Annotated in this window: 20 protein-coding genes; 13 read left to right on the forward strand and 7 right to left on the reverse strand. The window is 58.7% G+C overall.

Annotated features, from left to right (window positions below; translation table 11 throughout):
• The first annotated feature begins 95 nt into the window (after positions 1-95).
• Together AC07RO_RS17130 and AC07RO_RS17135 are read left to right on the forward strand one after the other, a co-directional pair.
• Complete coding sequence (locus tag AC07RO_RS17130; protein WP_122535346.1) at positions 96-584, forward strand: DUF3015 domain-containing protein; 489 nt, start codon at positions 96-98, stop codon at positions 582-584.
• A gap of 72 nt (positions 585-656) precedes the next feature.
• Positions 657-2,516, forward strand: a complete 1,860-nt coding sequence (locus AC07RO_RS17135) for an Lnb N-terminal periplasmic domain-containing protein (RefSeq protein ID WP_495086637.1) — start codon at positions 657-659, stop codon at positions 2,514-2,516.
• A gap of 117 nt (positions 2,517-2,633) precedes the next feature.
• Here AC07RO_RS17135 and AC07RO_RS17140 read toward each other — a convergent pair whose 3' ends face one another.
• Positions 2,634-2,831: a heavy-metal-associated domain-containing protein gene (locus AC07RO_RS17140; protein ID WP_495086638.1), complete on the reverse strand. Its 198-nt coding sequence runs from the start codon at positions 2,829-2,831 to the stop codon at positions 2,634-2,636.
• A 155-nt stretch (positions 2,832-2,986) separates the two neighbouring features.
• Here AC07RO_RS17140 and AC07RO_RS17145 point away from each other — a divergent pair, with 155 nt between their 5' ends.
• Positions 2,987-3,367, forward strand: a complete 381-nt coding sequence (locus AC07RO_RS17145) for a hypothetical protein (protein WP_192173408.1) — start codon at positions 2,987-2,989, stop codon at positions 3,365-3,367.
• A 110-nt stretch (positions 3,368-3,477) separates the two neighbouring features.
• Here AC07RO_RS17145 and AC07RO_RS17150 read toward each other — a convergent pair whose 3' ends face one another.
• Positions 3,478-4,428 carry a hypothetical protein gene (locus tag AC07RO_RS17150; protein WP_495086639.1) on the reverse strand — a complete coding sequence of 317 codons (951 nt, stop codon included), beginning with the start codon at positions 4,426-4,428 and terminating at the stop codon, positions 3,478-3,480.
• Between the two features lie 170 nt (positions 4,429-4,598).
• Entirely contained in the window at positions 4,599-5,531 is a 933-nt protein-coding gene (locus tag AC07RO_RS17155; protein ID WP_495086640.1) for a hypothetical protein, read from the reverse strand.
• Positions 5,532-5,857: 326 nt separating this feature from the next.
• Between AC07RO_RS17155 and AC07RO_RS17160 the strand changes: the two genes are divergently transcribed.
• Complete coding sequence (locus tag AC07RO_RS17160) at positions 5,858-6,712, forward strand: hypothetical protein (RefSeq protein ID WP_495086641.1); 855 nt, start codon at positions 5,858-5,860, stop codon at positions 6,710-6,712.
• A 40-nt stretch (positions 6,713-6,752) separates the two neighbouring features.
• Here AC07RO_RS17160 and AC07RO_RS17165 read toward each other — a convergent pair whose 3' ends face one another.
• Positions 6,753-7,646 carry a PA4780 family RIO1-like protein kinase gene (locus AC07RO_RS17165; RefSeq protein WP_192173412.1) on the reverse strand — a complete coding sequence of 298 codons (894 nt, stop codon included), beginning with the start codon at positions 7,644-7,646 and terminating at the stop codon, positions 6,753-6,755.
• A gap of 232 nt (positions 7,647-7,878) precedes the next feature.
• Positions 7,879-8,685 (reverse strand): AraC family transcriptional regulator, encoded by an 807-nt coding sequence (locus tag AC07RO_RS17170; RefSeq protein ID WP_495086642.1) that lies wholly within the window; start codon positions 8,683-8,685, stop codon positions 7,879-7,881.
• Positions 8,686-8,905: 220 nt separating this feature from the next.
• Here AC07RO_RS17170 and AC07RO_RS17175 point away from each other — a divergent pair, with 220 nt between their 5' ends.
• Both AC07RO_RS17175 and AC07RO_RS17180 read left to right on the forward strand, forming a co-directional pair.
• A complete protein-coding gene (locus tag AC07RO_RS17175; protein WP_495086643.1) occupies positions 8,906-10,114 on the forward strand; it encodes a hypothetical protein in 1,209 nt (402 codons plus the stop codon).
• Between the two features lie 283 nt (positions 10,115-10,397).
• Positions 10,398-12,566 (forward strand): hypothetical protein, encoded by a 2,169-nt coding sequence (locus AC07RO_RS17180; RefSeq protein WP_495086644.1) that lies wholly within the window; start codon positions 10,398-10,400, stop codon positions 12,564-12,566.
• 111 nt (positions 12,567-12,677) lie between these two features.
• Here the strand turns inward: AC07RO_RS17180 and AC07RO_RS17185 are convergent, their stop codons facing one another.
• The gene (locus AC07RO_RS17185) at positions 12,678-13,955 is read right to left on the reverse strand and encodes an acetyl-CoA C-acetyltransferase (RefSeq protein WP_495086645.1); all 1,278 of its coding nucleotides are present in this window, start codon (positions 13,953-13,955) and stop codon (positions 12,678-12,680) included.
• A 199-nt stretch (positions 13,956-14,154) separates the two neighbouring features.
• On the opposite strand from AC07RO_RS17185, the gene AC07RO_RS17190 reads away from it, so the two are divergent.
• From AC07RO_RS17190 to AC07RO_RS17215, 6 genes are all read left to right on the forward strand, one after another.
• On the forward strand, positions 14,155-15,510 hold the full coding sequence (locus AC07RO_RS17190; RefSeq protein WP_495086646.1) for a 3-oxoacyl-ACP reductase: 1,356 nt from the start codon (positions 14,155-14,157) through the stop codon (positions 15,508-15,510).
• A gap of 87 nt (positions 15,511-15,597) precedes the next feature.
• Entirely contained in the window at positions 15,598-16,455 is an 858-nt protein-coding gene (locus AC07RO_RS17195) for a MaoC/PaaZ C-terminal domain-containing protein (RefSeq protein WP_495086647.1), read from the forward strand.
• Between the two features lie 215 nt (positions 16,456-16,670).
• On the forward strand, positions 16,671-16,976 hold the full coding sequence (locus tag AC07RO_RS17200) for a MazG-like family protein (protein ID WP_192173421.1): 306 nt from the start codon (positions 16,671-16,673) through the stop codon (positions 16,974-16,976).
• Positions 16,973-17,722 (forward strand): methyltransferase domain-containing protein, encoded by a 750-nt coding sequence (locus AC07RO_RS17205; RefSeq protein ID WP_495086648.1) that lies wholly within the window; start codon positions 16,973-16,975, stop codon positions 17,720-17,722. Before AC07RO_RS17200 ends, AC07RO_RS17205 begins: the two co-directional genes overlap by 4 nt.
• Positions 17,723-17,770: 48 nt before the next feature.
• A complete protein-coding gene (locus AC07RO_RS17210) occupies positions 17,771-18,400 on the forward strand; it encodes a DUF4136 domain-containing protein (RefSeq protein ID WP_423570782.1) in 630 nt (209 codons plus the stop codon).
• Positions 18,401-18,442: 42 nt separating this feature from the next.
• Positions 18,443-19,012 carry a DUF4136 domain-containing protein gene (locus AC07RO_RS17215; protein WP_495086649.1) on the forward strand — a complete coding sequence of 190 codons (570 nt, stop codon included), beginning with the start codon at positions 18,443-18,445 and terminating at the stop codon, positions 19,010-19,012.
• Positions 19,013-19,329: 317 nt separating this feature from the next.
• Here the strand turns inward: AC07RO_RS17215 and pbpC are convergent, their stop codons facing one another.
• Complete coding sequence (gene pbpC, locus AC07RO_RS17220; RefSeq protein WP_495086650.1) at positions 19,330-21,642, reverse strand: peptidoglycan glycosyltransferase PbpC; 2,313 nt, start codon at positions 21,640-21,642, stop codon at positions 19,330-19,332.
• A 197-nt stretch (positions 21,643-21,839) separates the two neighbouring features.
• Here pbpC and AC07RO_RS17225 point away from each other — a divergent pair, with 197 nt between their 5' ends.
• Positions 21,840-22,133 (forward strand): hypothetical protein, encoded by a 294-nt coding sequence (locus AC07RO_RS17225; protein WP_495086651.1) that lies wholly within the window; start codon positions 21,840-21,842, stop codon positions 22,131-22,133.
• Positions 22,134-22,236: the final 103 nt, after the last annotated feature.

Genomic DNA, 22,236 nt, shown 5'->3' on the forward strand with positions numbered 1-22,236 from the left:
CTTGCGCGACCGGTAACAATTTAAATAACCGGTCCGCCCTGGCGCCCTACCGGCCAGGAATCCGACCCTTGGTTGAAACAACAGAGACTAAAGCTATGAAACGGATTCTTCTTGGTACTCTCTTCGCCGCTGTGTCCATCAACGCCATGGCTCAAGCTCCTGGCGGTCCGGACTGCGGCTGGGGCAACATGCTGTTCGAAGGTCAACGCGGCACTCCCGCTCACTTCCTCGCTTCCACCACCAACGGTACTTCGGGCAACGCCACCTTCGGCATGACCTCGGGCACCAACGGTTGCTCCACCAACAGCGCGCTGACCTACGGCGGCAAATCCTGGATTGCCATGAACGGCATGATGGACGAGCTCTCCAAAGATATGGCCATGGGCCAAGGCGAAGCACTGACCACGTACGCGGTCGTGTTGGGCGTTGCACCGGAAGACCGTGCGCATTTCGCCGCAGTCACCCACGAGCACTATCAGCAGATCTTCACCAAGGCCGACGCCACTGCTGAGGATGTTCACACCAACACCATCGACGTCCTGAAGAACGATCCGACTCTGGCTAAATACGCGACCCAAGCTTAAAGTCGTGCCGCCTGCCTTCCTCCCCGGAAGGCAGGTTCTCCGCCCTGCCCACTTCTGACTAGTTGCCAATCTATGCTCAAACGCCTTGCCTGGCTGGTGCTCTGTGTCTGCGCCCCGCTGTACGCCGCGCCTCACGTCGACAATGATCGTTTGCAGCAACTGGCCAATTCCAGGTTCTGGATCTCCATCGGTCACTACGAAGCCGGCAAACTGGGTGGCTGGCGCAGTTATGTCGATGACCCGAAGTTTTTCCTCGCCCAGAACGGCGCCCATGATCCTAAAGCCGAGCTGGCCGCGACGCTTGAGGCGATCTACCGTCCTGTCACTCAAGGCCAGGAAAACGCCCACCCGCAATGCGTCTACCCCTCCCGCACGCGCTTTTTGCGTGACGAATTGAAGCTGACCGATTTGCCTGCGGTCGACTGCAAAGAATTCAACAAGTGGTTTTCCGATGTGGCCCCGGACAGCACTGTGCTGATTTTCCCGGCGGCGTACCTGAACAGCCCGTCCTCCATGTTCGGGCATACCCTGCTGCGCATCGATCAGGCCGACGTGCAGGCGAACAAGACCGCTTTGCTCAGCTATGCGATCAATTTCGGCGCCTACATCGAGGGCTCCGACAACAGCATTTTGTACGCATGGAAAGGTTTGGCGGGCGGCTACCCCGGGCTGTTCGCGTTGGTTCCGTACCAGGAAAAACTCTCCGAGTACCGTAGCTTGGAGAACCGAGATCTGTGGGAATACCGCCTCAATCTGACGCCGGAAGAAACCCGGCGCATGGTCGAGCACGTGTGGGAACTCAAACAGATCCGCTTCGGGTATTTCTTCTTCGACGAGAACTGCTCGTATCGCCTGCTTGAGCTGCTTCAGGTGGCTCGCCCGAGCCTGGACCTGACGCCGCAGTTTCGTCTGACGGCGATTCCCACGGACACCGTGCGCGCGGTTAAGGAAGCGGGTCTGGTCGAGAAGATCGACTATCGCCCGTCCAGGGAGCGCGAACTGCTGAGCCGCGCCGAGCCGTTGAACCACGACGAGCAACAATGGGTGTTGAAAGTCAGCGCGGACCAGAAGCAAATGCAGAGCCCCGAATACATCGCGCTGCCGAAGGAACGTCGCGCGTTGATTCAGGACGCGGCCTACAGGCTGGAGCGGTATCGCGCCAACGGCCAGGAGCGTGACCCTACCAGCGCGCAACGCAGCTATGACTTGCTGCGCGCAATCAGCACCAATCCACCGCCTGCGCTGGAGATTGAGCGCCCGGGTCTGCCGGAAGACGGGCATGAGTCGCGCACGTGGCAACTGGGTGCGGGCACGCGGGATGACAAGGCATTTGCCGAATACGGCCTGCGCATGGCGTATCACGATTTGAACGACAACGCGTACGGCTTCCCGCTGGGCGCGCAGATCGAGATTCTGCAGCTCAAGCTGCGCCAGTACGAAGACAGCCACTGGCAGGTGCAGCGGCTCGATCTGGCCACCATCCGCTCGCTGACACCGCGCAACGAGCTGCTGCAGCCATGGTCGTGGCAAGTGGCGGGCGGCCTTGAGCGGGTGTTGGGCAAGCATGGCGACGAAAACCTGGTCAGTCACGTCAACGGCGGCGCGGGTGGTACCTGGAAGCTGGGAGATGACGTGCTGGGCTTCGCCATGGGAACGGTGCGAGTCGAGCACAACAACGATTTCTCCGCGCTGATTTCGCCGGCGGCGGGCTTCAACACCGGCGTGCTGTGGCGTAATCCGCTGGGTAACTTCAGCCTGGAAACCAAAGGCGATTACTTCACCAACGGCGAAGTGCGGCGCAACATCAGCCTGAACCAGCAGTGGGAGCTGTCGCGCAACCTTGGCCTACGGCTGAGTGCGCAGCGGGATTTTAGCCAGCTGACCTCGCCGGTGAATGAAGTGATGCTGGAGCTGAAGTGGTATCACTATTGAGTGGCAGGCGCCTGAATTATTCACTGTGATGCCTGACGCCTTCCCGGCTGAAGCCGGTCCTACGATGCGCGCGACGGTTCTGTAGGACTGGCTTTAGCCGGGAAGAGGCCAGCCCTGCTATGTGCGCGTCGTGGCGTAACCCTCTTCTTCGATCAATTCCACAATCTGCTCGGCGCCAAGCTGGCTCTGGACTTTCACCTCGCCTTTCGCCAGATCAACCTGCACGTGCGCCGTGGGGTCTCGCCCCTGAATGGCGCCAGTAACGGCACGCACGCAATGCGCGCAGGTCATGCCTTGAACGTTGAATACCTGCATGTGCTGACTCCTCTTCTCATCGAAAACACGTGATGGCGCCATCTAAGACCTTCCCGTCGGGGCAAGGTCAAGTTTCCGGGGGATCTGCCGGGCTGGCATTCATCTGCACTCTGCGCCAGAGTGCGCCTACAACCGTCATATCAGGAGAATCAGCCATGCGCTGGTCAGCCTTTCGTATTGCAGGTTTCGCCGGCCTGTTGGCGTGCGCATCCTGGGCTCATGCCGATCAGGACTACGGCGTGCTGATCATTTCCCGCGAGCGCCTGGAGGTTTCCACTTCCTGCGAAATCGGAATTTTCATGCAGGACCAACTGGTCGGCCGTCTGTACCAGGAGGAGTCGCGCTCATTTAATCTGCCTGCAGGCGATGTGTCGGTGCGCTTGCGTGTGCTCCCGGGTCAGACGCCGGGCTGCTCGCCAGGCATCGAAGCGCAGAACAACACGCGTCTGCACATCAATGCGGGTGACGTTTTGAAATACCGCATTGCTTCGGGTCCGAACGGGATGTACTTGAAGAAGGCGGATTTGAATTATTGAATCGCCTCCTGGTGACATCAATGTCCCAATAACAACTGACCCAACGCGTAAGCTCACGCAAAGCGAATGGGTCAGCGGGGACATGGTCTGAAAACTACGTTATGTAGCCTTCATCCCTGGACAGGGGGACGGACAGGCGTCTGCTCATCGGCGCTATAACTAAACGTCACTTTGCCGGCCGCGGTAGTGGGGAGGGTAATTTTGATAACGGGTATCCAGACTCCATCAGTATTTATGAGATCGCTTTGGTTGTGCTGAGCGACAGGCAATCCGGCTGAGCCTGCCAAGTAGAAAAAAGCTTCGAGCGGTAACGTTGTTCCCAAGCCGCTATCCCAGACGGCGAGGACAAGCTCATTGTTCTCTACAAAAGCCTGAGATCCCATTAAGGACATCGCTTCTAATCCAGCAACAAACGCGGGACCTGCATTATTGTTTCGATCGTTGCTGACGTCGAATCCGCACTGCGCATAGTGTAAATTGCCAGGCTGCGATGTGTAATGAGTCCACCATTGCGCTGCAGTTGTAACGTCCTGTAAATGGCAGGGACGACTGCCTACTGTTCCTGGATGCTCACCACACCCCCTGTCAGTCCTGCTCCCCGTGCCCGCGTCAACCGGAAATAAGCAAAGCACCTCAGGATGCAGCTTCCCCTCCGCAAAGAAATAAGCTGTCAAGATGTATCCGTTGTTATACCCCCAGGCCAACTTTCTGAAGTTAGCGTCAGACCTTAAGTAAGACGCGGACACGCCGCCTCGTGTAATACTTGCTGGACTGTTGTCCCAGACGTGATACGCACCGGGACTATTGCTCGTACCGCGGATCATTACCCCATTACACAAAAACGCTGGTTGCGACGGCGTTCCGCAATTTGCAGCTGTGTCGGCGTAACGGTTGGTGAGATGCCTGACCACGTCCTCCCCAGAGTCTTGCTGTATCGTAGCGCGGTGCGCGACATGCGGAATGGGACGCTGAGTTGTATCGAAGCCCGATCTTTGCTCACTGACACAAGCAACAAGGACGACATATACAAGTAAAAACACCACCTTATTAATCTTTCTCATAATGGCCTCCGAAGCCAAAACACGAACACTTCTAGAATAATCCAAAAAGACCATTGCACCTTCTCGGCTTCGTTACACCACAAGCTGCTATGAAACAACTTAAAACTGGACACTCCGTCAAATATTCATCCAAAAATCTGTGAGTTAACATCAGGAGTAATGGATGATAACTATGACTTCGTAATAGCCTGATCTCCTGCACTGTAAGTAAACGTCGCCTTGCCCCCCTCACTCGCCGGAAGTGTGAGCTTTATCACAGGTATCCATACCCCATCAGTACTATTGAGATCCAGCTGATTACGTTGTGCGACAGTCAATCCAGGCAGGCCAGCCAGGTAGAAAAAAGCTTCCAGCGGGAGGGTCTTGCCCAATCCATTTCCCCAGACTGCAAGGATGAGCTCGTTCTGCTCTCTAAACGACTCAGACCCCATCAAACCCATTGCCGCCAATCCCGCAGCGAAGGCAGGTCCTGCCGCCGAGTTTCTGGCATCGGTAACATCAAATCCGCATTGGTAGCTATGGCGACTGCTGGCGTGTGAGTTGTAATGCGTCCACCACTCCGTTGCGGTGGTAATGCCCTGTAGATGGCAGGGGCCGCTACCTGCATAACCAGGGTAATCACCACATCCCTTGTTTGTACGGGCCGAGGTACCCGCATCGATCGGAAAGAGGCACAGCACCTCGGGGTGCAGTTTCTCAGCCGCATAAAAATAAGCGGTCAAGATATAGCCGTTGTTGTACCCGTAGGCGAGCTTATTGTAATTAACATCCGACCTTAAGTAGGAAATAGAGACGCCACCCTTTTCAATAGAAGCAGCACTGTTCTCCCATACGTGGTAAGTCGGTTCACTGCTGGTGCCCCTAATCATCACTCCATTGCACAGAAAGGACGGCTGTGAAGGCGTTCCGCAATCTGCAGCTGTCTTGCTGTACCGGTCTTCTAGATGTCGCGCAACATCATCGCCGGTATCTTGCTGAATAGCAGGACTCTGCGTAAATCGAGGATCATTACCGTGGGGCCCGTTTAATGAAGGCTGCTCGCCTACACATGCAACAAGTCCGATATAGATAAGTGCAAGCGCGACAGATCCGAATCTATTCATGCTGATCTCCTGATGATAATCAATGGCAATCCATGTCAAAAAATGATATTCGGCCGTTCAAGCATCATTCACTGGACGGGCTTTGCCAACTGACACATATGACAGTGATCGATACCGCTTCGAAATAATCCATGCAGCGCTTATCGCAAATAGCTCTAGCCACTTGGCAACCGCACATGGGCAAGACAAAATTATTAACCTATGAGAGACAGGCGACCAACCACTCAAGAAAAAAATAAAAACAATGCGTAAACTTGACGATTTAAACCCCTCTTACTAGCCTTCACTTCTCACCTTATAGTTTGCAAACCGGCAAGGAGCTGTTCATGAATTTGCCCACACCTTCTAATGACCAATCGTCACAAAACGTGGACCTGATTAATATTTACGATGGCGAAGCCCTGCTGGGCACAGCTACAAGTAACGGTGCAACTTGGTCATTCAACGCCCGGAATCTTCCACCGGGCTTGCACACTTTTACCGCGCGCACCATCACAGGTCGCTCCAATGAGTGGCGTATTACGGTGACCGAGGCAGCGATGAATCTGGTGGCACCTCATGTGAGGGAGGCAACCTTGGTTGCGGATAACAGGGAGCGCCTGGATTATTACCAGGTAAACGATGTTATTCACTGTATCGTTCCTAACTACAATATGAAGTCTGGCGATACCGTGAAAGCGTATTGGGTGGGTCGGAACATCACTATTGGTTCACCCATCCAAACGGTGGGAAGCCCACCGTCGCTGCAACCGTTTCCGATATCGAAATATGAAGTCATTGATGTCATAGGCCACAACGCATCTCTCTACTACACCGTAAAACGCCCCCCCGACACAGAGACTTTTACCTCGTTGACACTCCTCCTCACCGTAGAAGGGCATTCATTCCAGGTGGATGCCCCGACCATCAACGATGGACACGATAATCTGCGGGTAAAAAAGCAGCCCGAGTTCAATAAAGACAGTACCGCTGGCGTTCGCGCCATCGGCGCTGATGGTGATCAATGGTCCGCAGACATAACGCCTGCGTTTGGTAGCGACCCTCATCTAAACTTCAAGATTGATCAATCTTGGCTAGCTCGAAACAGGGGAAAGCCGGCAGTTTTCAATTGCAGCGTAAGGGTCAATCCGGGAGACCCTCACTACCTGTTCTCGCAACTGCTCAGAGTAGCATCGGTGTGAACGCAAAAACCCGGCCTGAGCCGGGCTTTTTCTGGGTCGATCACTGCATCCAGGGCGGAGGCGGTTCTTCGGTTTTGTTCGGCGGCGCATCGTCCGCCGTTCTCGCAGCCTGACGCCTTGCATCGTCCAGTCGCGCCGCTTCAATCTCGCGCAACACACTGCCGACGTCGGCAATCTCGTCCGGATCAGCGAACTCGCCCGTCAGCACGGTCGCTGGGGACAACGTGCCCGCTTCGAAGTGGGACCACATCTCCCGTGCGTAGCGCGTCTGCTTCAGCTCCGGCGCGAAGCGGCCGAAGTAGGACGCCATGTTGCCGACATCGCGCTCCAGCATGGTAAACGCATGGTTGTTGCCCGCCGCATCTACCGCTTGCGGCAAGTCAATAATGACCGGGCCGGTGGGCGTGAGCAGCACATTGAACTCGGACAGGTCACCATGCACCAGACCGGTACACAACATCAGCACGATCTGCTGAATCAGGAACGCGTGGTATTCGCGCGCCTGATCCGGCTCAAGCGTCACGTCATTCAGACGCGGCGCGGCATCACCGTATTCATCGGCGATCAGCTCCATGAGCAGTACGCCCTCAAGGAAGTCGTACGGCTTGGGCACTCGCACGCCGGCGCCTGCCAGACGGAACAGAGCCGCGACTTCGGCGTTCTGCCACGCGTCTTCGGTTTCCTTGCGGCCGAACTTCGAACCCTTGGCCATGGCGCGGGCCTGGCGGCTGTTGCGGACCTTACGGCCTTCCTGATATTCCGCTGCCTGACGGAAACTACGTTTGTTGGCCTCCTTGTAAACCTTGGCACACCGCAGCTCATTGCCACAGCGCACCACATAAACAGCTGCCTCTTTACCGCTCATAAGCGGGCGCAGCACCTCGTCCACAAGACCGTCTTCGATCAGGGGTTCAATGCGTTTAGGAGTCTTCATCAGCTTTTATTGGGGGTCCTTCGTTGCCAAACACGCGATTGTTGCTCGTTATACGGCAATCCTCTGCCAGCGAGTAGGGGGTCAGGTCGATTGACTGTATGCCAGCTGTCTCACGACATCCCTGACACTTCGCCAAGCAGCATTCGTGCCGACGCATATCTACACCGCTCGATAGCCTCTACCACTGCGCTTGTCGACGAGCGCCACAGCGCAACCACGCAAGCTTCGCTCATCATCCGCGAAACAGTTCGCCAGGTGTCCTCCCGAACAGCCCTTTGAAAGCAGCAATGAAAGCCGACGTCGAATCGTAACCGCAGTTGAGCGCCGTGCCCGTAACGCTCACCCCTTCCTCCAACGCATTGAGTGACGACAGCAAGCGTGCCCTCTGCCGCCAGCCCCGAAAGCTCAAGCCCGTTTCGCGCTGAAACAATCGTGTGAGCGTCTTTTCCGACATGTTCAAACGCGCCGCCCAGTCATTCAGGGTGACCGCTTGATCCGGCGTTTCGATCAGTTCACCACACAGTCCCAACAAGCGTGAATGGCGAGGCAGCGGGAGCGAAAAACCCACCTCGGGCAAATTCGCCAATTGGTCGAGCAGTACCTGAACGAGACGAGACTCGGCGCAATTAACCTCCGGATAATCCGCTGACAACTGACAAAACGTCTTTATCAACTCCCTGGCGAGTGGCGTGACTTCGAGCACCCGGCAACGATCTGGCGCCCACTCGCAATCCTCTTTGCGCACGTACAGGCTGCGCATCTCGGCCCGGGTCGACGTGACAACTTCATGATCGAGCCCGGCCGGAATCCACACGCCCCACTGCGGCGGCGCGAAGAAACTGCCGTGGGGTGTGTGCACGCCGAGGACGCCGCTGATGGCGTAGGAAAACTGCACCCAGTCGTGGTGGTGAGTCGGTGTCCAGGAACCTGCGCCAAGGCTTTCGGCGCGGGCGTAGAGCGGGCGCGAAAGGCCTTCGAGCGAAGGGACTTGTCGCTCGGTCTCGGGGTTTCGCGGGGAGATGTGTCCGGTGGTGGGCATGGGCTGGCCTGTGTTGAGGAAGCGGTAGTTATAAACGCATTCCTCATAACATTAACAACCCAACGCGATAACGCCTGATAACGCCTTGTTTCACTGAGCAGAATTTGAGGAGTTACAAGCGATCACTGTCATTTCTGACAGTAGTCACCACGGCATATCGCGGAGCACTCTGTCTCCAAGGATGACGCACCTTCACGCCAGCTAGCAAAGGACCGCAAAAATGACCCGGAAAAACGAAGAGCAAGACAAACTACCTGCAAATGAACTGGCTTCAGCGAGCTCCGACACCTCGCCTCCACGCGCAGCAGCCCCGCAAGATCCGGAATACCCCGCCCCAACAGTGTCGGAGGCCTCGAACAACGTTCTTTCCCCTCTGGATGTACCCCCCGGAGGCATTCACGTGAAGGTGACTTATGAATCGATGTCACCCAATGACGTGATTGCTCTGATTTTCAACGGTGACGACACATTCGTGCCGCAATACGGCAACGACACGAAAGCCGTAATCTTCACCGTTGGCTCTTCCCATGTGGCAAAAGCGCTTGGTGAAGACATTCTGGTGAAGTATGTGATTAACGGTGTGGATAGCGGGATAATCTCGGAATCGCTAGCGCTTACAATACTACCCCTCATGGAGGAAGATATGACAATGATTAAGATCCCACAAGCGACAGAGAGCACGCCAGGCAAACTCGATCTGTCGACATTTACTGGCGATGCTGAGTTCATTATCCCCCCGTGGCCACTAATTGCTGAAAAACAACTGGTTTGGATGGACATGGATAGCGAGAGCAGTACGCAACATCTTTTAAAGGAGTACTCAGTGACATCGGATGATGTGACGGCAGGTGTAACTGGGTCGATTAGTAGAACTGTATTAGAGAATATATTAGTGACCAAGCCAGAAGGCACCCTTCTGGAGTTCGCTGCAAAAGTTCAGCTTAAAGACCATGGATCTGCCGATGGCGCACACCCCTTCCCCCTTTTAACACTACTGCTGCAAAACGGCGCCAAAGATATAATTGAGGACTTTGAAACTTACGAAACCGGGGTAAAGCCATCGCCTTGGGATACGCCGAACATTACGTACGTAGGAAAAAATATGCAGGTCAGTGGAACCGCGGGCGGCAGCAGACATTTCACTGCAGAGATTCAAACACAAACTACAAACCTGACTTTGACGCTCGAAGGACGTTACAAGCGTGCCACGGTTGACGTTGCGATATCTACGGGTGGCAGGGCATATCTTCGATGCTTGTATAAAGGCGACCTGGTTGACGAGCGGGTAGTCTCCGAAACGGGATGGACTAACTTTGAATTCATCCACGACGACATCAGTTCATTCGAAGTGGTTGCCTTCATGATAACAACCCCAAGAACTTTCATGATCGACAACTTAAAATTATCTCTAGGAAATTCGGAAACTTGATCATCCCTACACCTGATAAAGGGGGTCTAATAAAGTGATAAAGGGGTCTGATTTATTTAAATCCTCAAATACATCAGCCCCCTCACCTTGAGCCTCAGACCATTTCCTCATAGCGCTAATTTCCACCCGCGATATACGCCGCCCAGCCGTTGCTTTACCGGTTGACTGATTAATAGAAAGCCGCCGTACTGTCATTTCTGACAGTAGCCAACACGGCGTATCGAGCGGCACTCTGTCTCCATGGATGACGCGCCTTCACGCCAACTAGCCAAGGACCGCTGAAATGACCCAGACAAACGACGAGCAAGACAAACTACCCGCCAATGAACTGGCTTCAGCGAGTTCTAGCAACTCGGCGTTGAATGCGACCGCCCTAGAAGACCCGAACCTTCCTGCACCCAACGTCCCTCTAGCGCCAGACGGCGTGCTGCTCGAACCCAATCGTACAGACCCCGACGGCCTCCTTGTGGAAGTGACGTACCCCTCCATGTCGGCTGAAGACACGATTGCCCTGATCTTCAACGGCGAGGACACTCTTGTGCCGCAGAAGGGCAACGTCGAGCTGAAAGTAACCTTCCTCGTGCCTAAAGAATATGTTGCGAAGACTGTGGGCAAAACCGTGCAGGTTTCCTATTCAGTAGCAGGGAATACTGGCGCGGTTCGCTCACAAACGCTCAATCTGGTCGTGCTCCTGATTCCCGTCGGTCAATTAACCGCGCCGCAGATCGTTCAGGCGGCAGGGGGCGTTCTGGACCTCGGGGGGCTGCAAACTGAAGCTGTTATCCTCGTAAACGCCTGGCCACTTATCGCGCTTAAACAGAAGATGTGGATGCGGCTTGAAGGCTCCGGCAATCTGAAACTGCCCGTTTGGCAAGGGTATGAAATTGGCAGTACTGGCGCGCAAGTCGCCACGATTCAGCGGAAAGACCTGCAAAACCTTACCGACGGTTCACAACTAAACCTGGTGCTGGAAGTGTTGTTCGATGACGGGCTGCCGCGTCAGCCGTTTCCAATGCGGACTTACCAGATCAAGACCGCGCCGGAATACGCTCTCGGGGCTCTGGAACTGGTTGGCGCCACCGGAGATGTCATTGACCTGGGCGTTGTCAGCGGCGATCCGGTGACCGTCCACACCCACGCGTACGTAGGGCAAACGGCCGGAGACCGGCTTTTGCTGTCCTGGGCGGGAGTCGCTGCCGACGGCACGCCGCTCACCTATAGCCGCGAATACACCGTGCTGGCGGGTGGCGAGGCCGGCGAGGTGCGCTTCGAGGTTCCTCGCGCCAATCTGGAGTCGCTGGGCGGTGGGACGCTGCAGTTGAGTTATCAGATAATCAAGGTGGGTGGGGGTATCCAGAATTCGCCGGTGACTTCGTATAGCGTGACCGCTGTCGCATTGATATTTCCGGCGCCGGTGATCGTGGAAGCTTCAGACAACACGCTGGACCCGCTCAAGGCGCTGGAAGGCGCTAAGTTTCGGGTGACCTACCCCGACATGCAAACCTCCGACATCATCAAGCCCATCTGGAACAACATCGCAAGCATCATCCAGTGGCGAGATGGAGAAGCCGGTGGAACGATTGAATCCCCTGTTCCGGCGACGATGATTGGAGCGGTTATTGGCAAAACGATTGACATCAGCTACCAAGTTGAACGTGATGGCCGGACGTACTTCTCAGACACTTTCAACTTGACGGTTGGGCCGATACCGCAAGAATCGTTGCCCAAACCGCAAATCCCCCAGGCGTCGGGGGACGTTCTGGATTTGAACACATTTGCAGGCGATGCCGATCTCACGGTGCAGCCATGGCCGTTTATAGCTGTCGGGCAAAAAATATGGATGCGGCTGGAGGGATTAAAAAACCCGGATCTACCTGCTTGGCAAGAGTATGAAATTACCAGCCCGGGAACCCAAAGCACTAAAGTTCCTCGCACCGATCTAGAGGGGTTAGACGACGCCTCAACATTAAGACTGGTACTCGAAGTGTCTTTTGATGGCGGGCTGACACGTAAGGAATTCCCAGCGCAAAATTATCAAATCAAGAAGGCACCACAATATGTTGTTGAAACCTTTTCAGATTACGGACCCGGCCCTGTCGATTCACCTTTGGACACTACACATATCATCTTCACAGGTTCAGGAATGAGTATTGACCATTCAGCGGGGAAAACCAGCGTTCTAAACAACGAATCATCCGGGGCAAACATAAATATGCAGCTAAAATCTGATTGTTCAGAAGTCTGGTTCGTTGCATATGCAAACGGGGTATCTGGAAATCAGGTGCGATTAACCTGCAGATATGGAGAGGGTCAAACTGACAACAAGCTGATAGGGGTTGGCCCATGGGGGACATACAAATTCAAACACGATAAAATTATAAGCTTTACGGCTAAGCGAGAGACTGGTATCGGGTGGATTAATATCGATAGCATCCGCCTATATAAAAAATGATTAGATAAAGGGATCTGATTTATTCACTACCACGGACAGATTAATCTACGGAGAAGCGTTGCAAATAAATCAGCCCCCTTCAAAAAAACATTCTTTAAATATTAATCATCATCAGCCTTCGATAATGGCCGTCACGCCCTGCCCCCCTGCGGCGCAGATCGATATCAATCCGCGCCCTCCCCCTTTCTTGCTCAATAACTTCGCCAAGTTCGCCACAATCCGCCCACCCGTCGCAGCAAACGGATGCCCCGCCGCCAACGAGCTGCCTTTCACATTCAGCTTGCTGCGATCAATCGACCCCAGCGGCGCATCCAAACCCAACCGCGTTTTGCAGTATTCCGGGTCTTCCCACGCCTTCAACGTACACAACACCTGCGCGGCAAACGCTTCGTGGATTTCGTAGTAATCGAAGTCTTGCAGCGTCAAGCCGTTGCGCGCCAGCAGGCGGGGGACGGCGTAGACCGGGGCCATCAGCAGGCCTTCGTTGCCACGCACAAAATCCACGGCGGCAGCCTCGCCATCGCGCCAATAGGCCAGAATCGGCAAGCCCCGCTCATGCGCCCACTCTTCGCTGGCGAGCAGCACCAGCGAGGCGCCGTCAGTCAATGGCGTCGAGTTGCCCGCCGTCAGTGTGCCTTTGGCGCTGCGCTCGTACGCGGGCTTGAGCGAGGCGAGTTTTTCCAGGCTCGCGTCGGTGCGCAGGTTGTTGTCGCGGGTCAGGCCGAGGAACGGCGTGAGCAGGTCGTCCTGCCAGCCCTCCGCGTAAGCAGCGGCCATTTTCTGGTGACTTTCCAGCGTCAGTTGGTCCTGCGCGTCGCGGGGGATGTTCCAGGTCTGCGCCATCAGTTCGCAGTGCTGGCCCATCGACAAACCGGTGCGGGGTTCGCCGTTGCGCGGCAGCTCCGGCTTGAGGTTGTGCAGGCGCAATTGCGTCAGCGCCTTGAGTTTGTCAGCCGTGGTTTTGCTGCGATTGACCTGCAACAGGATCTGCCGCAGGTCTTCGTTGACGCCGATGGGCGCGTCTGAGGTGGTGTCGACGCCGCCGGCAATGCCGCACTCGATCTGGCCGAGGGCGATTTTGTTTGCCACCAGCAGCGCCGCTTCGAGCCCGGTGCCGCAAGCCTGTTGAATGTCGTAGGCCGGCGTTTGTGGCGACAGCCTTGAGCCGAGCACGCATTCGCGGGTGAGGTTGAAATCACGGGAATGCTTGAGGACCGCGCCGGCAGCGACTTCGCCCATGCGCAGGCCATGCAGGTTGAAGCGCTCGATCAGACCCTCCAGCGCAGCGGTCAGCATGTCCTGATTGCTGGCGGTGGCATACGCGCCGTTCGAGCGTGCGAACGGAATGCGATTGCCGCCGACAATGGCCACGCGTCGTGTCTGAGTCATCGAAATCTCCTTTCTCTTTTTTGGATGCGGGCATCGGTTGCGGAAGCACGACCGCAGCAGGCCAGGCGTTCTTGTGCCGCCTGACGAAAAGCGATCGCAAGCACGCTCACTCCTACAGAGTTCGGCAACTGACAGCGTAGGACCTATTACCCACCGGTGCGGTCAACTGATTTGAACCCAGACTCAAGGAGAGTGTTCCATGGCATCCGATCGCTACATTGACTTCGTCAACTCCGACCTCGGCCGCAAGCTGGTCGGCGCCGTCGGTTTGCCAGCCCCCGCACGTCTGGAGCGCTGGCAGGCGGGGCGTCTGCGTCCGGTCGAGGGCGCGCTGTTGCTGAGCACAGGTCCATTGGCCGAGCGGGTGAGCGCCTTTGCGCAGCGTCTGACTGATGTGCTGTTCAGTCATGGCGGCGAAGTCACCGGCGCCCACCCCTGGAATGCCGAGCAGAGCGCGAAGATCAAGGCCGTGGTGTTCGACGCCAGCACGCTGCTGCACACCTCTCAGCTGAGTCAGTTGCGCGAGTTCTTCCAGCCGATCCTGCGTCATCTGGACAACAGCGCTCACATCGTGATGCTTGCGCGCGCGCCGGATGCTCAATCCGATCCGTTGGCCACCAGCGCGCAGCAAGCCATCGAAGGTTTCAGCCGCTCACTGGCCAAGGAAATGCGTAACGGCGGCACGGTTCAGCTGCTGCAAGTAGAGGACGGCGCCGAAGGTCAACTGGAAGGCGCGCTGCGGTTTTTCCTGTCGCCGAAGAGCGCGTTTATTTCCGGTCAAGTCATTCGCCTGAGTGCTTGCGATCAGCAGGTTCAGGACTGGACCCGCCCACTGGCCGGACGCAAAGCGCTGGTGACCGGCGCCGCCCGAGGCATCGGCGCGGCCATCGCGGAAACCCTCGCCCGTGATGGCGCCGAAGTAATTCTGTTGGACGTGCCCCAGGCCAAATCGGATCTGGATGCCTTGGCGGCGCGTCTGGGTGGGCAGGCGCTAGTCCTGGACATCTGCGCACCGGACGCTGCCGCTCAGTTGATCGACCACCTCCCCGGCGGGCTCGATATCGTCGTGCACAACGCCGGCATCACCCGGGACAAAACGCTGGCCAATATGCCGGCGGACTTCTGGGACTCGGTGCTCGACGTCAATCTCAACGCGCCTCAGATCCTGACCCAGGCGCTGATCGACAGCGGCGCGCTGCACGAGAACGGCAGCGTGATTCTGCTGGCGTCGATCAGCGGGCTGGCGGGCAATCGTGGGCAAACCAATTACACCACCAGCAAGGCCGGCCTGATCGGTTATGCCCGGGCGATGGCGCCGACCCTCAAAGCCCGCGGCATCAGCATCAACGCCGTGGCCCCGGGCTTTATCGAAACCAGCATGACGGCGCACATGCCTTTTGCCCTGCGCGAAGCGGGCAGACGCATGAGTTCGCTGGGCCAGGGCGGCCAGCCGCAAGACGTGGCGGAAGCGGTGGCGTGGCTGGGTCAACCGGGTTCCGGCGCAATGAGCGGCCAGGTGCTGCGGGTGTGCGGCCAAAGCGTGCTCGGCGCCTGAGCTGGCATTAAGAAAAAAAGTGTCTGAATAGGCGCCCCGTCGATCCGAGGCCTGCCTGATCTGTAGCATGACCACAGGAGTAGCTCGATGAGTGTGCACTGGCGGTATCTGGACACGCCCCCGGCCCTTCCCGGCCTGTTCATGCAAGCGGCGCTGCGGCGCAAGGTCAGCGGCACGCAATTGCCGGATCAGGGGCTGCGGTGCTGGATGTCGGTGGACCCGGACAGGGTGAAAGCGTTTGCCCACGTCTGCGGATTCGTGCCCGGCAGTCTGCTGCCGCCAACCTATCCCCATGTGCTGGCTTTCCCGCTGCAGATGAAGCTGCTCACCGACAAGGACTTTCCCTTCCCGCTCCTCGGATTGGTCCACCTGCATAACCGGATCAGCATTCGTCGGCCCCTTGGCAGCGTGATCAAGGTTCAGGTCAGCGTGCGTGTCGGCCACCTCAAGCCCCACGCCAAAGGTGCGACGTTCAGTCTGATCACCCAAATCGAGGACGCGCTGGGCTTGCTGTGGGAGGAAGAGAGCACGATGCTGTGCCGAGGTGTTCAGGTGGACGGCGAAATCGACGGCGATTACGAGCCGGCACCGCTGCCGATGACGGAGCTGGCGACGTGGTCGGCGCCGTCGGACATTGGTCGTCAGTACGCGAAGGTCAGTGGTGATTACAACCCGATTCACCTCAGCGACAGCAGCGCAAAGCTGTTTGGTTTCCCCAAGGCAATCGCCCACGGGCTGTGGATAAAAAGCCGTGCGCTGGCGGCGCTTGAGGATCACCTGCCGGCGTCGAACGTGGAGATATCGGTGGAGTTTCACAAACCGGTGCGGCTGCCCAGCGGGGTGACGTTGTCGGCCAGCGCGGCCGGGTCCCATGGGCAGTTCAAGCTGGAAGGGGCGGAAGGGATCGTGCATATGCTGGGGAGCTGGCGACCGGCGTCGGAGTGATGGCTGCGCCTATCGTGCGCCAGTGGTTTTGCGGTGTGACATCTGACGCCTTCCCGGCTAAAGCCGGTCCCACTAAGTACGCAGACTGTAGGACCGGCTTCAGCCGGGAATCGGCGCACCGCCGTAGCGGGTATAAAACCTGCGTCCCGGAGCATCGCGCCCCCCTTGCGTCAATCGCCTATCCCCCTGAAGCTACGCACCTTCAGGAGACCCCCATGAACCTCGACGAACTCACCCAACGCCTGCATCGCATCCGCGATAACAACGACTGGCGGCAATTTCACAGCCCGAAAAACCTGGCCATGGCCGCCAGCGTCGAAATGGCCGAGCTGGTGGAGATCTTTCAGTGGAAGACCGAGGATCAATCCCGTCAGCTGCCCGCTGATGAGCTGGCCCACGCCGGGCAGGAAGTCGGGGATATCGTGCTTTACCTGCTGCTGTTGTGCAGCGAACTCGGGCTGGACATGGATGAAGTGGTGCGCGCGAAACTGGCGGACGGCGAACGGCGGTTCAGCAAATGAGCGACCGTCATTTCGATCAACTGGCGACGCGCTTCGCTGAAAAAATCTACGGCGGTGCCAAGGGCGCGATCCGGTTGGCGGTGCTACAAGCTGACCTCATCGAAAGCCTCCCCGATCGTCCGTTGCGCGTGCTGGACATCGGCGCCGGGCTTGGGCACATGTCGTTGTGGCTGGCCGAGCGCGGTCATGACGTCACGTTGGCCGAACCCGCCGCGCCCATGCTCGAAGGCGCCCGCCAGCGCTTTGCCGACGCGGGGCAGACGGCTAATTTCATTCAGGCGCCGTGGCAAGCACTGCCCGATATTCTGACCGAGCGGTACGACCTGGTGATCTGCCATGCCGTGCTGGAATGGCTGGAAGAACCGTTCACGATTCTGCCGGTACTGCATCAGCTAACCAAGCCCGAAGGCTGGCTGTCATTGGCCTTCTACAACCGCGACGCGCTGATTTATCGCAATCTGCTCAAGGGCCACTTCCGCAAAATGCGCAAGAACACCCTGGCCGGCGAAAAACAGAGCCTGACCCCGCAGGAGCCCCTTGATCCCCGAGAACTGGCGACGCAACTTGGCTCCCTGTGGCGAGTCGAAACCCAAAGTGGCGTTCGGGTTTTCCACGACTACATGCCGGTCGAGTTTCAGGCCAAGGCCCATCTTGCGGATCTCCTGGAAATGGAGCTCGCCCATCGTCGCCACCCGGCCTTCGCCGGACTGGGACGCTATCTGCACTGGATGTGCCGGGCTGTCTGACCCACGCTGGTTGATACACGCTGCTTAACACTCGCTGCGGAGACCCTCATGAAACGCCGTCTCGCTTTGCTATCCCTCTGCCTGGGCCTCGCCGCCTGCCAGAGCCCCAACCCTTATCGCGCTGTGTCTGCGGCCATTCCACCGGCGCCGCCTCAGGCCGCCAATGCCATCGACATGAGCGCTTACCCTGCGGCGCCGCGGGATTATGGCCGTTATCGCAACTGGGCCTGGCTCAACGACCAGTTGCCACCGGGCACCCTCTGGGCTGACTCGGCTCAGCTGGCTGAAGCCGTCAGCAACGGGCTGGATCAACGGGGCTTGCGGCCTTCGCAGAACCCGCAGGCGGCGGACTTGCGCGTCGCGGCTGATGCCCACGCCGAGACCCGGATTCGTCAGGTGCGCGACGACTATTACGATCCGTACTACGGCGGTTCAGGTGTGGGCTATTACGGTGGTAATGGCTACCGCAACGGTTACGGCGGTTATGCCAGCGTCCCGATCGTGCGCACGTATCAAGAGCAGGTGGTCGTGGTGCGCATCAGCCTGTTCGATGCCCGCAGCGGCCAGCCGGTGTGGAGCGCGAGTGCCGAAACCGCCAGCGGCGGCGATCAGTCAGAACGCGCCAAAGCCCTGCGCCAGGCTGTACAACAAGCCCTGACGGCTTACCCGCCGTCCTGATTTCGCGCCCCGTGGCGTTTTGTTTTCACGCTGGAGAAACCCATGTATCGCCGCATTGCTGTCCTCTGTGTCGCCCTGCTGCTCGGCGCCTGCCAGACCGATCGGGTCAACCGTGACTTCGACGCCCAGCGCGATTTCGGCGCTTACCGCTCTTGGGCGTGGAAAGAGCCCGGCTTGCAATATCAGCCTAACGATCCGCGCATCAAAAGTGATCTGACCGAGCAGCGCATCCGCCAGGCGGTCGGCGAGCAACTGGAGCAACGCGGCCTGCGCATGGCAGCGCCCGGCGTGAAAGCGGATGTTCAACTGCAGGCATGGCTGATCGTCGAGAACCGCCAACAGACGGTGACTACCAACTATGGCGGCGCTGGCGGTTATTGGGGTAATCCGTGGGGCGGCTACTGGGGCGGCCCGATCGGCACCGAGACGCGCAACATCGATTACAAAGTCTCGACCCTGCAGATCGACATGCTCGACGGCAAGGACGGCAAGCTGGTGTGGCGTGGCAGCACCGAGCAGATGGTCAGCGACAGCAACGCCAACCCTGCTGCGCGCGAGCAGGCCCTGCGCCAGACGGTGCAGCAAATTCTGCAGCAATATCCGCCCCATTGAGGGGTCGGTCCATTCGCGAGCAAGCTCGCTCCCACGGTCCGCGCTTCAGCAGATGCATCTGCAGTGTTTCCTGACACTGCAATTACTCGCAGTAGACGCATCCCCTGTGGGAGTGAGCTTGCTCACGAAGACGGCAGATTAGCCGCTGGATATTTAGCGGCTGTCCTGGCCCATTCGCGAGCAAGCTCGCTCCCACAATCCGTGTTTGAACAGACACATCTGCGGCGTCCTCTGACACCGCGTTATCTCGCAGCCGACACATCGCATGTGGGCGTGGGCTTGCTCACGAAGACGGAAATTGAGTCCAGGGCATTGCCTCAATCCACCACACTGAATTCCACCCGGGCGGTCTGCCCGCTTTCATCCAGCACGCTCAGTTGGTACCGCCCCAGGCGCGTGAAGGTGTGGGTGTAGCTGTCCTGACTGGCGGTGTCGCCCACCGGCGTGCCGTCGATGAACCACCAGCGCCGGCCACTTCCGCCCAGCGCCGACAGCGTGAGCCGCAACAGTTGCTGACTGCCGGCCGGCAAGCGCAACTGATCGCCCTCTCGCACCCCCACCACGGACAACGGCGGCGCCAGGCTCAATCCCTGGGGCGGGCATGACGGGTCGATGTCCGGCAAACGCGCCTCGCGCCGCTCGGTTTTCGGCAGCCAAGGCTCAAGCGGCGCCGGCCAGAGGGCAATGTCTTTTGGTTGAGCCTGTGGACAACTTGCCGCGACACGCAGGCCCTTATCATTCAGCCAGACTTTTTCCGTGAGCCCCAATCCCAGCGGCTGATCGGTCGCCTGCAAGGTCGGCGGCGTCGTGCCGTCGAGGGTCCAGGCGAAACGCTGACGGCGGCAGTTCGGATCACTCTTGCTCATCGGCTGCCCCAGCGGCCAGCAGATCGCCGCGACGCCAACGTTGAGCGGCACCGGCAACACGGGCGGCAGGATGTTGCGCTGGGCGTCGCGGTTCACCAACAGGTCGTGAACCTGCAGCATCAGCGGCGCCGCCGACGCCAGACCGAACTGCCCCGGCACCGGCGTCCCGTCGGGCCTGCCAATCCACACGCCAATCAGAAACCTTGGCCCCACGCCAATCGACCACGCATCCCGAAAGCCGTAGCTGGTGCCGGTTTTCCAGGCCAGTTGCGGCCGCTGCACAAGCTCGGCATGGGGGTCGAGATCAGGCCGTGACTGGCCGCTGAGAATCCGCCGGATGATCCACGCCGCCCCCGGCGACATCATCGGTCGGTCACGCAGACGATCATCGGGCTGCAAGCGAATGTCCGCGCTGCGCCCGCCCCGCGCGAAAGCGCTGTAGCCGCCCACCAGATCCTCCAGTCGGCTGCCCGCGCCGCCGAGAATTAACGCCAGATTGGGTTCGGCCAGAGGCGGCAGGGTCAGCGGCACGCCGCCGTTGCGCAATTCGGCAGCGAAGCGCTTGGGTCCGTAGGCTTCCAGCAACTGCACCGCCGGCAGGTTGAGCGACATCGACAGCGCCGAACTCGCCGCCACCGCGCCGTTAAACCCCGACGAGAAATTGCCGGGACGATAGTCGCCGTAGCGCCGGGGCACGTCCTGCAGCAACGATTCGGAGTGGATGAGCCCGGCGTCGATGGCCTTGCCGTAGAGAAAGGGTTTGAGCGTCGAGCCGGGTGAACGCAGCGCGCTGACCATGTCCACATGACCAAAACGTTTGGCGTCGCCGATGTCCACCGAGCCAACGTACGCGCGGACGGCCATGTTCTGCGCTTCCACCACCAGAATCGCGGCGGACGTGCGCTCGGGCAAGCGTGCGCGCCAGCCCAGCAGCAGGTCTTCGAGACGACGCTGCAGGCCGGCGTCCAGCGTGGTGCGGATCAGGGGCGGGCTGTTCGGGCGGTTCAGGCGCCGGGCCAGCAAAGGCGCCAGGCTCGGTTCCTGACGGGGCGCGAGCAGCAGCGGTTCTTCCAGCGCTTCGTCGACCGCGCCCTGAGGCCACGTGCCGAACTCAGCCAGACGCCGCAGCACTTTGTCCCGCGCGGCCTGGGCTCGTTGGGCGTGACGATCCGGGCGCAGGCGACTCGGCGCCTGGGGCAATACCGCCAACAGCGCCGCGTCGGCACGGGTCAGTTGTTGCGGGGACTTGCCGAGATACGCCCAACTGGCAGCGGCGACGCCCTGCAACGTGCCGCCAAACGGCGCGCGATTCAGGTACAGCACCAGAATGTCCTGTTTGGACAGGTGCCATTCCAGCTGCGCGGTGCGCCACAGTTGACGAAGCTTGCCCGCCAGGGTGCGCGAATGGGGGTCGAGCAAACGCGCCACCTGCATCGACAGCGTGCTGCCCCCGGACACCACATGGCCGCCGCTGAGGTTTTGCCAGGCGGCGCGCGCCAGCGCCATGGGGTTCACGCCGGGATGCTGATAGAACCAACGGTCCTCGTAGGTCAGCAGCGCTTCGAGGTAATAGGGCGACACCTGATCGACCGTCACCGGGTAGCGCCAGACGCCATTGGCATCGGCGAATCGCCACAGCGGCGTGCCGTCTTCGGCGAGCACCACGCGGGCCAGATCATCCTTGGGCAAGGGCAGCGGCCAGATCCGGTCGGCGAGCCAGAGCAGCAGGCACACGATGAGCAGGCTGCCAATGAGCCAGGCCAAAACGCGAGTACACCGTCGTCCCATTCGCGAGCACGCTCGCTCCCACAATGGACTTGTGAATCCCGGGCGGTTCCTTCGCGGCAATAATCGCGTGATCTTCACAGAAAGCCTTTACCCGACAGGGAACTCGCCCGGACAATCAGCAGCCAAAGCGGGCAGTGCCGTTTTTGGTCCACGTCCCTCATCAGGAAGCAGATATGCAGGTAGAAAGCGTTTTCGAATGGCTCGGCCAAGTGATTGGCGCCGTGATCCGCTTCGTCGTCGACGGCTTAAGCTGGTTGTTCAACATGTTCACTCACGCGGGCGGCAATTTCGTTGACGGCCTGTCGCGCACGCTGGGCATGGACACTTCAATCGTCAGCATCGTCGCCCTTATCGTCGGGTTGATGCTGCTGTATTCAGCGATCCGCGCCTTCATGCGCGCCTCGATCATCATGGGGATCATCTGGCTGTTTCTGGGGTTGTGGCTGTTGAGCTGGACTATTCATTGAGTGCTTTGATCGTTCCCTCGCGGCGCTGATCGTCCGCTCGGCGCTGATCGTTCCCACGTTCCGCGCGGAAATGCAGCCCAAGACGCTCCGCGTCCCCTGACGC

The organism is Pseudomonas sp. GW821-FHT07F05 (assembly GCF_059418765.1).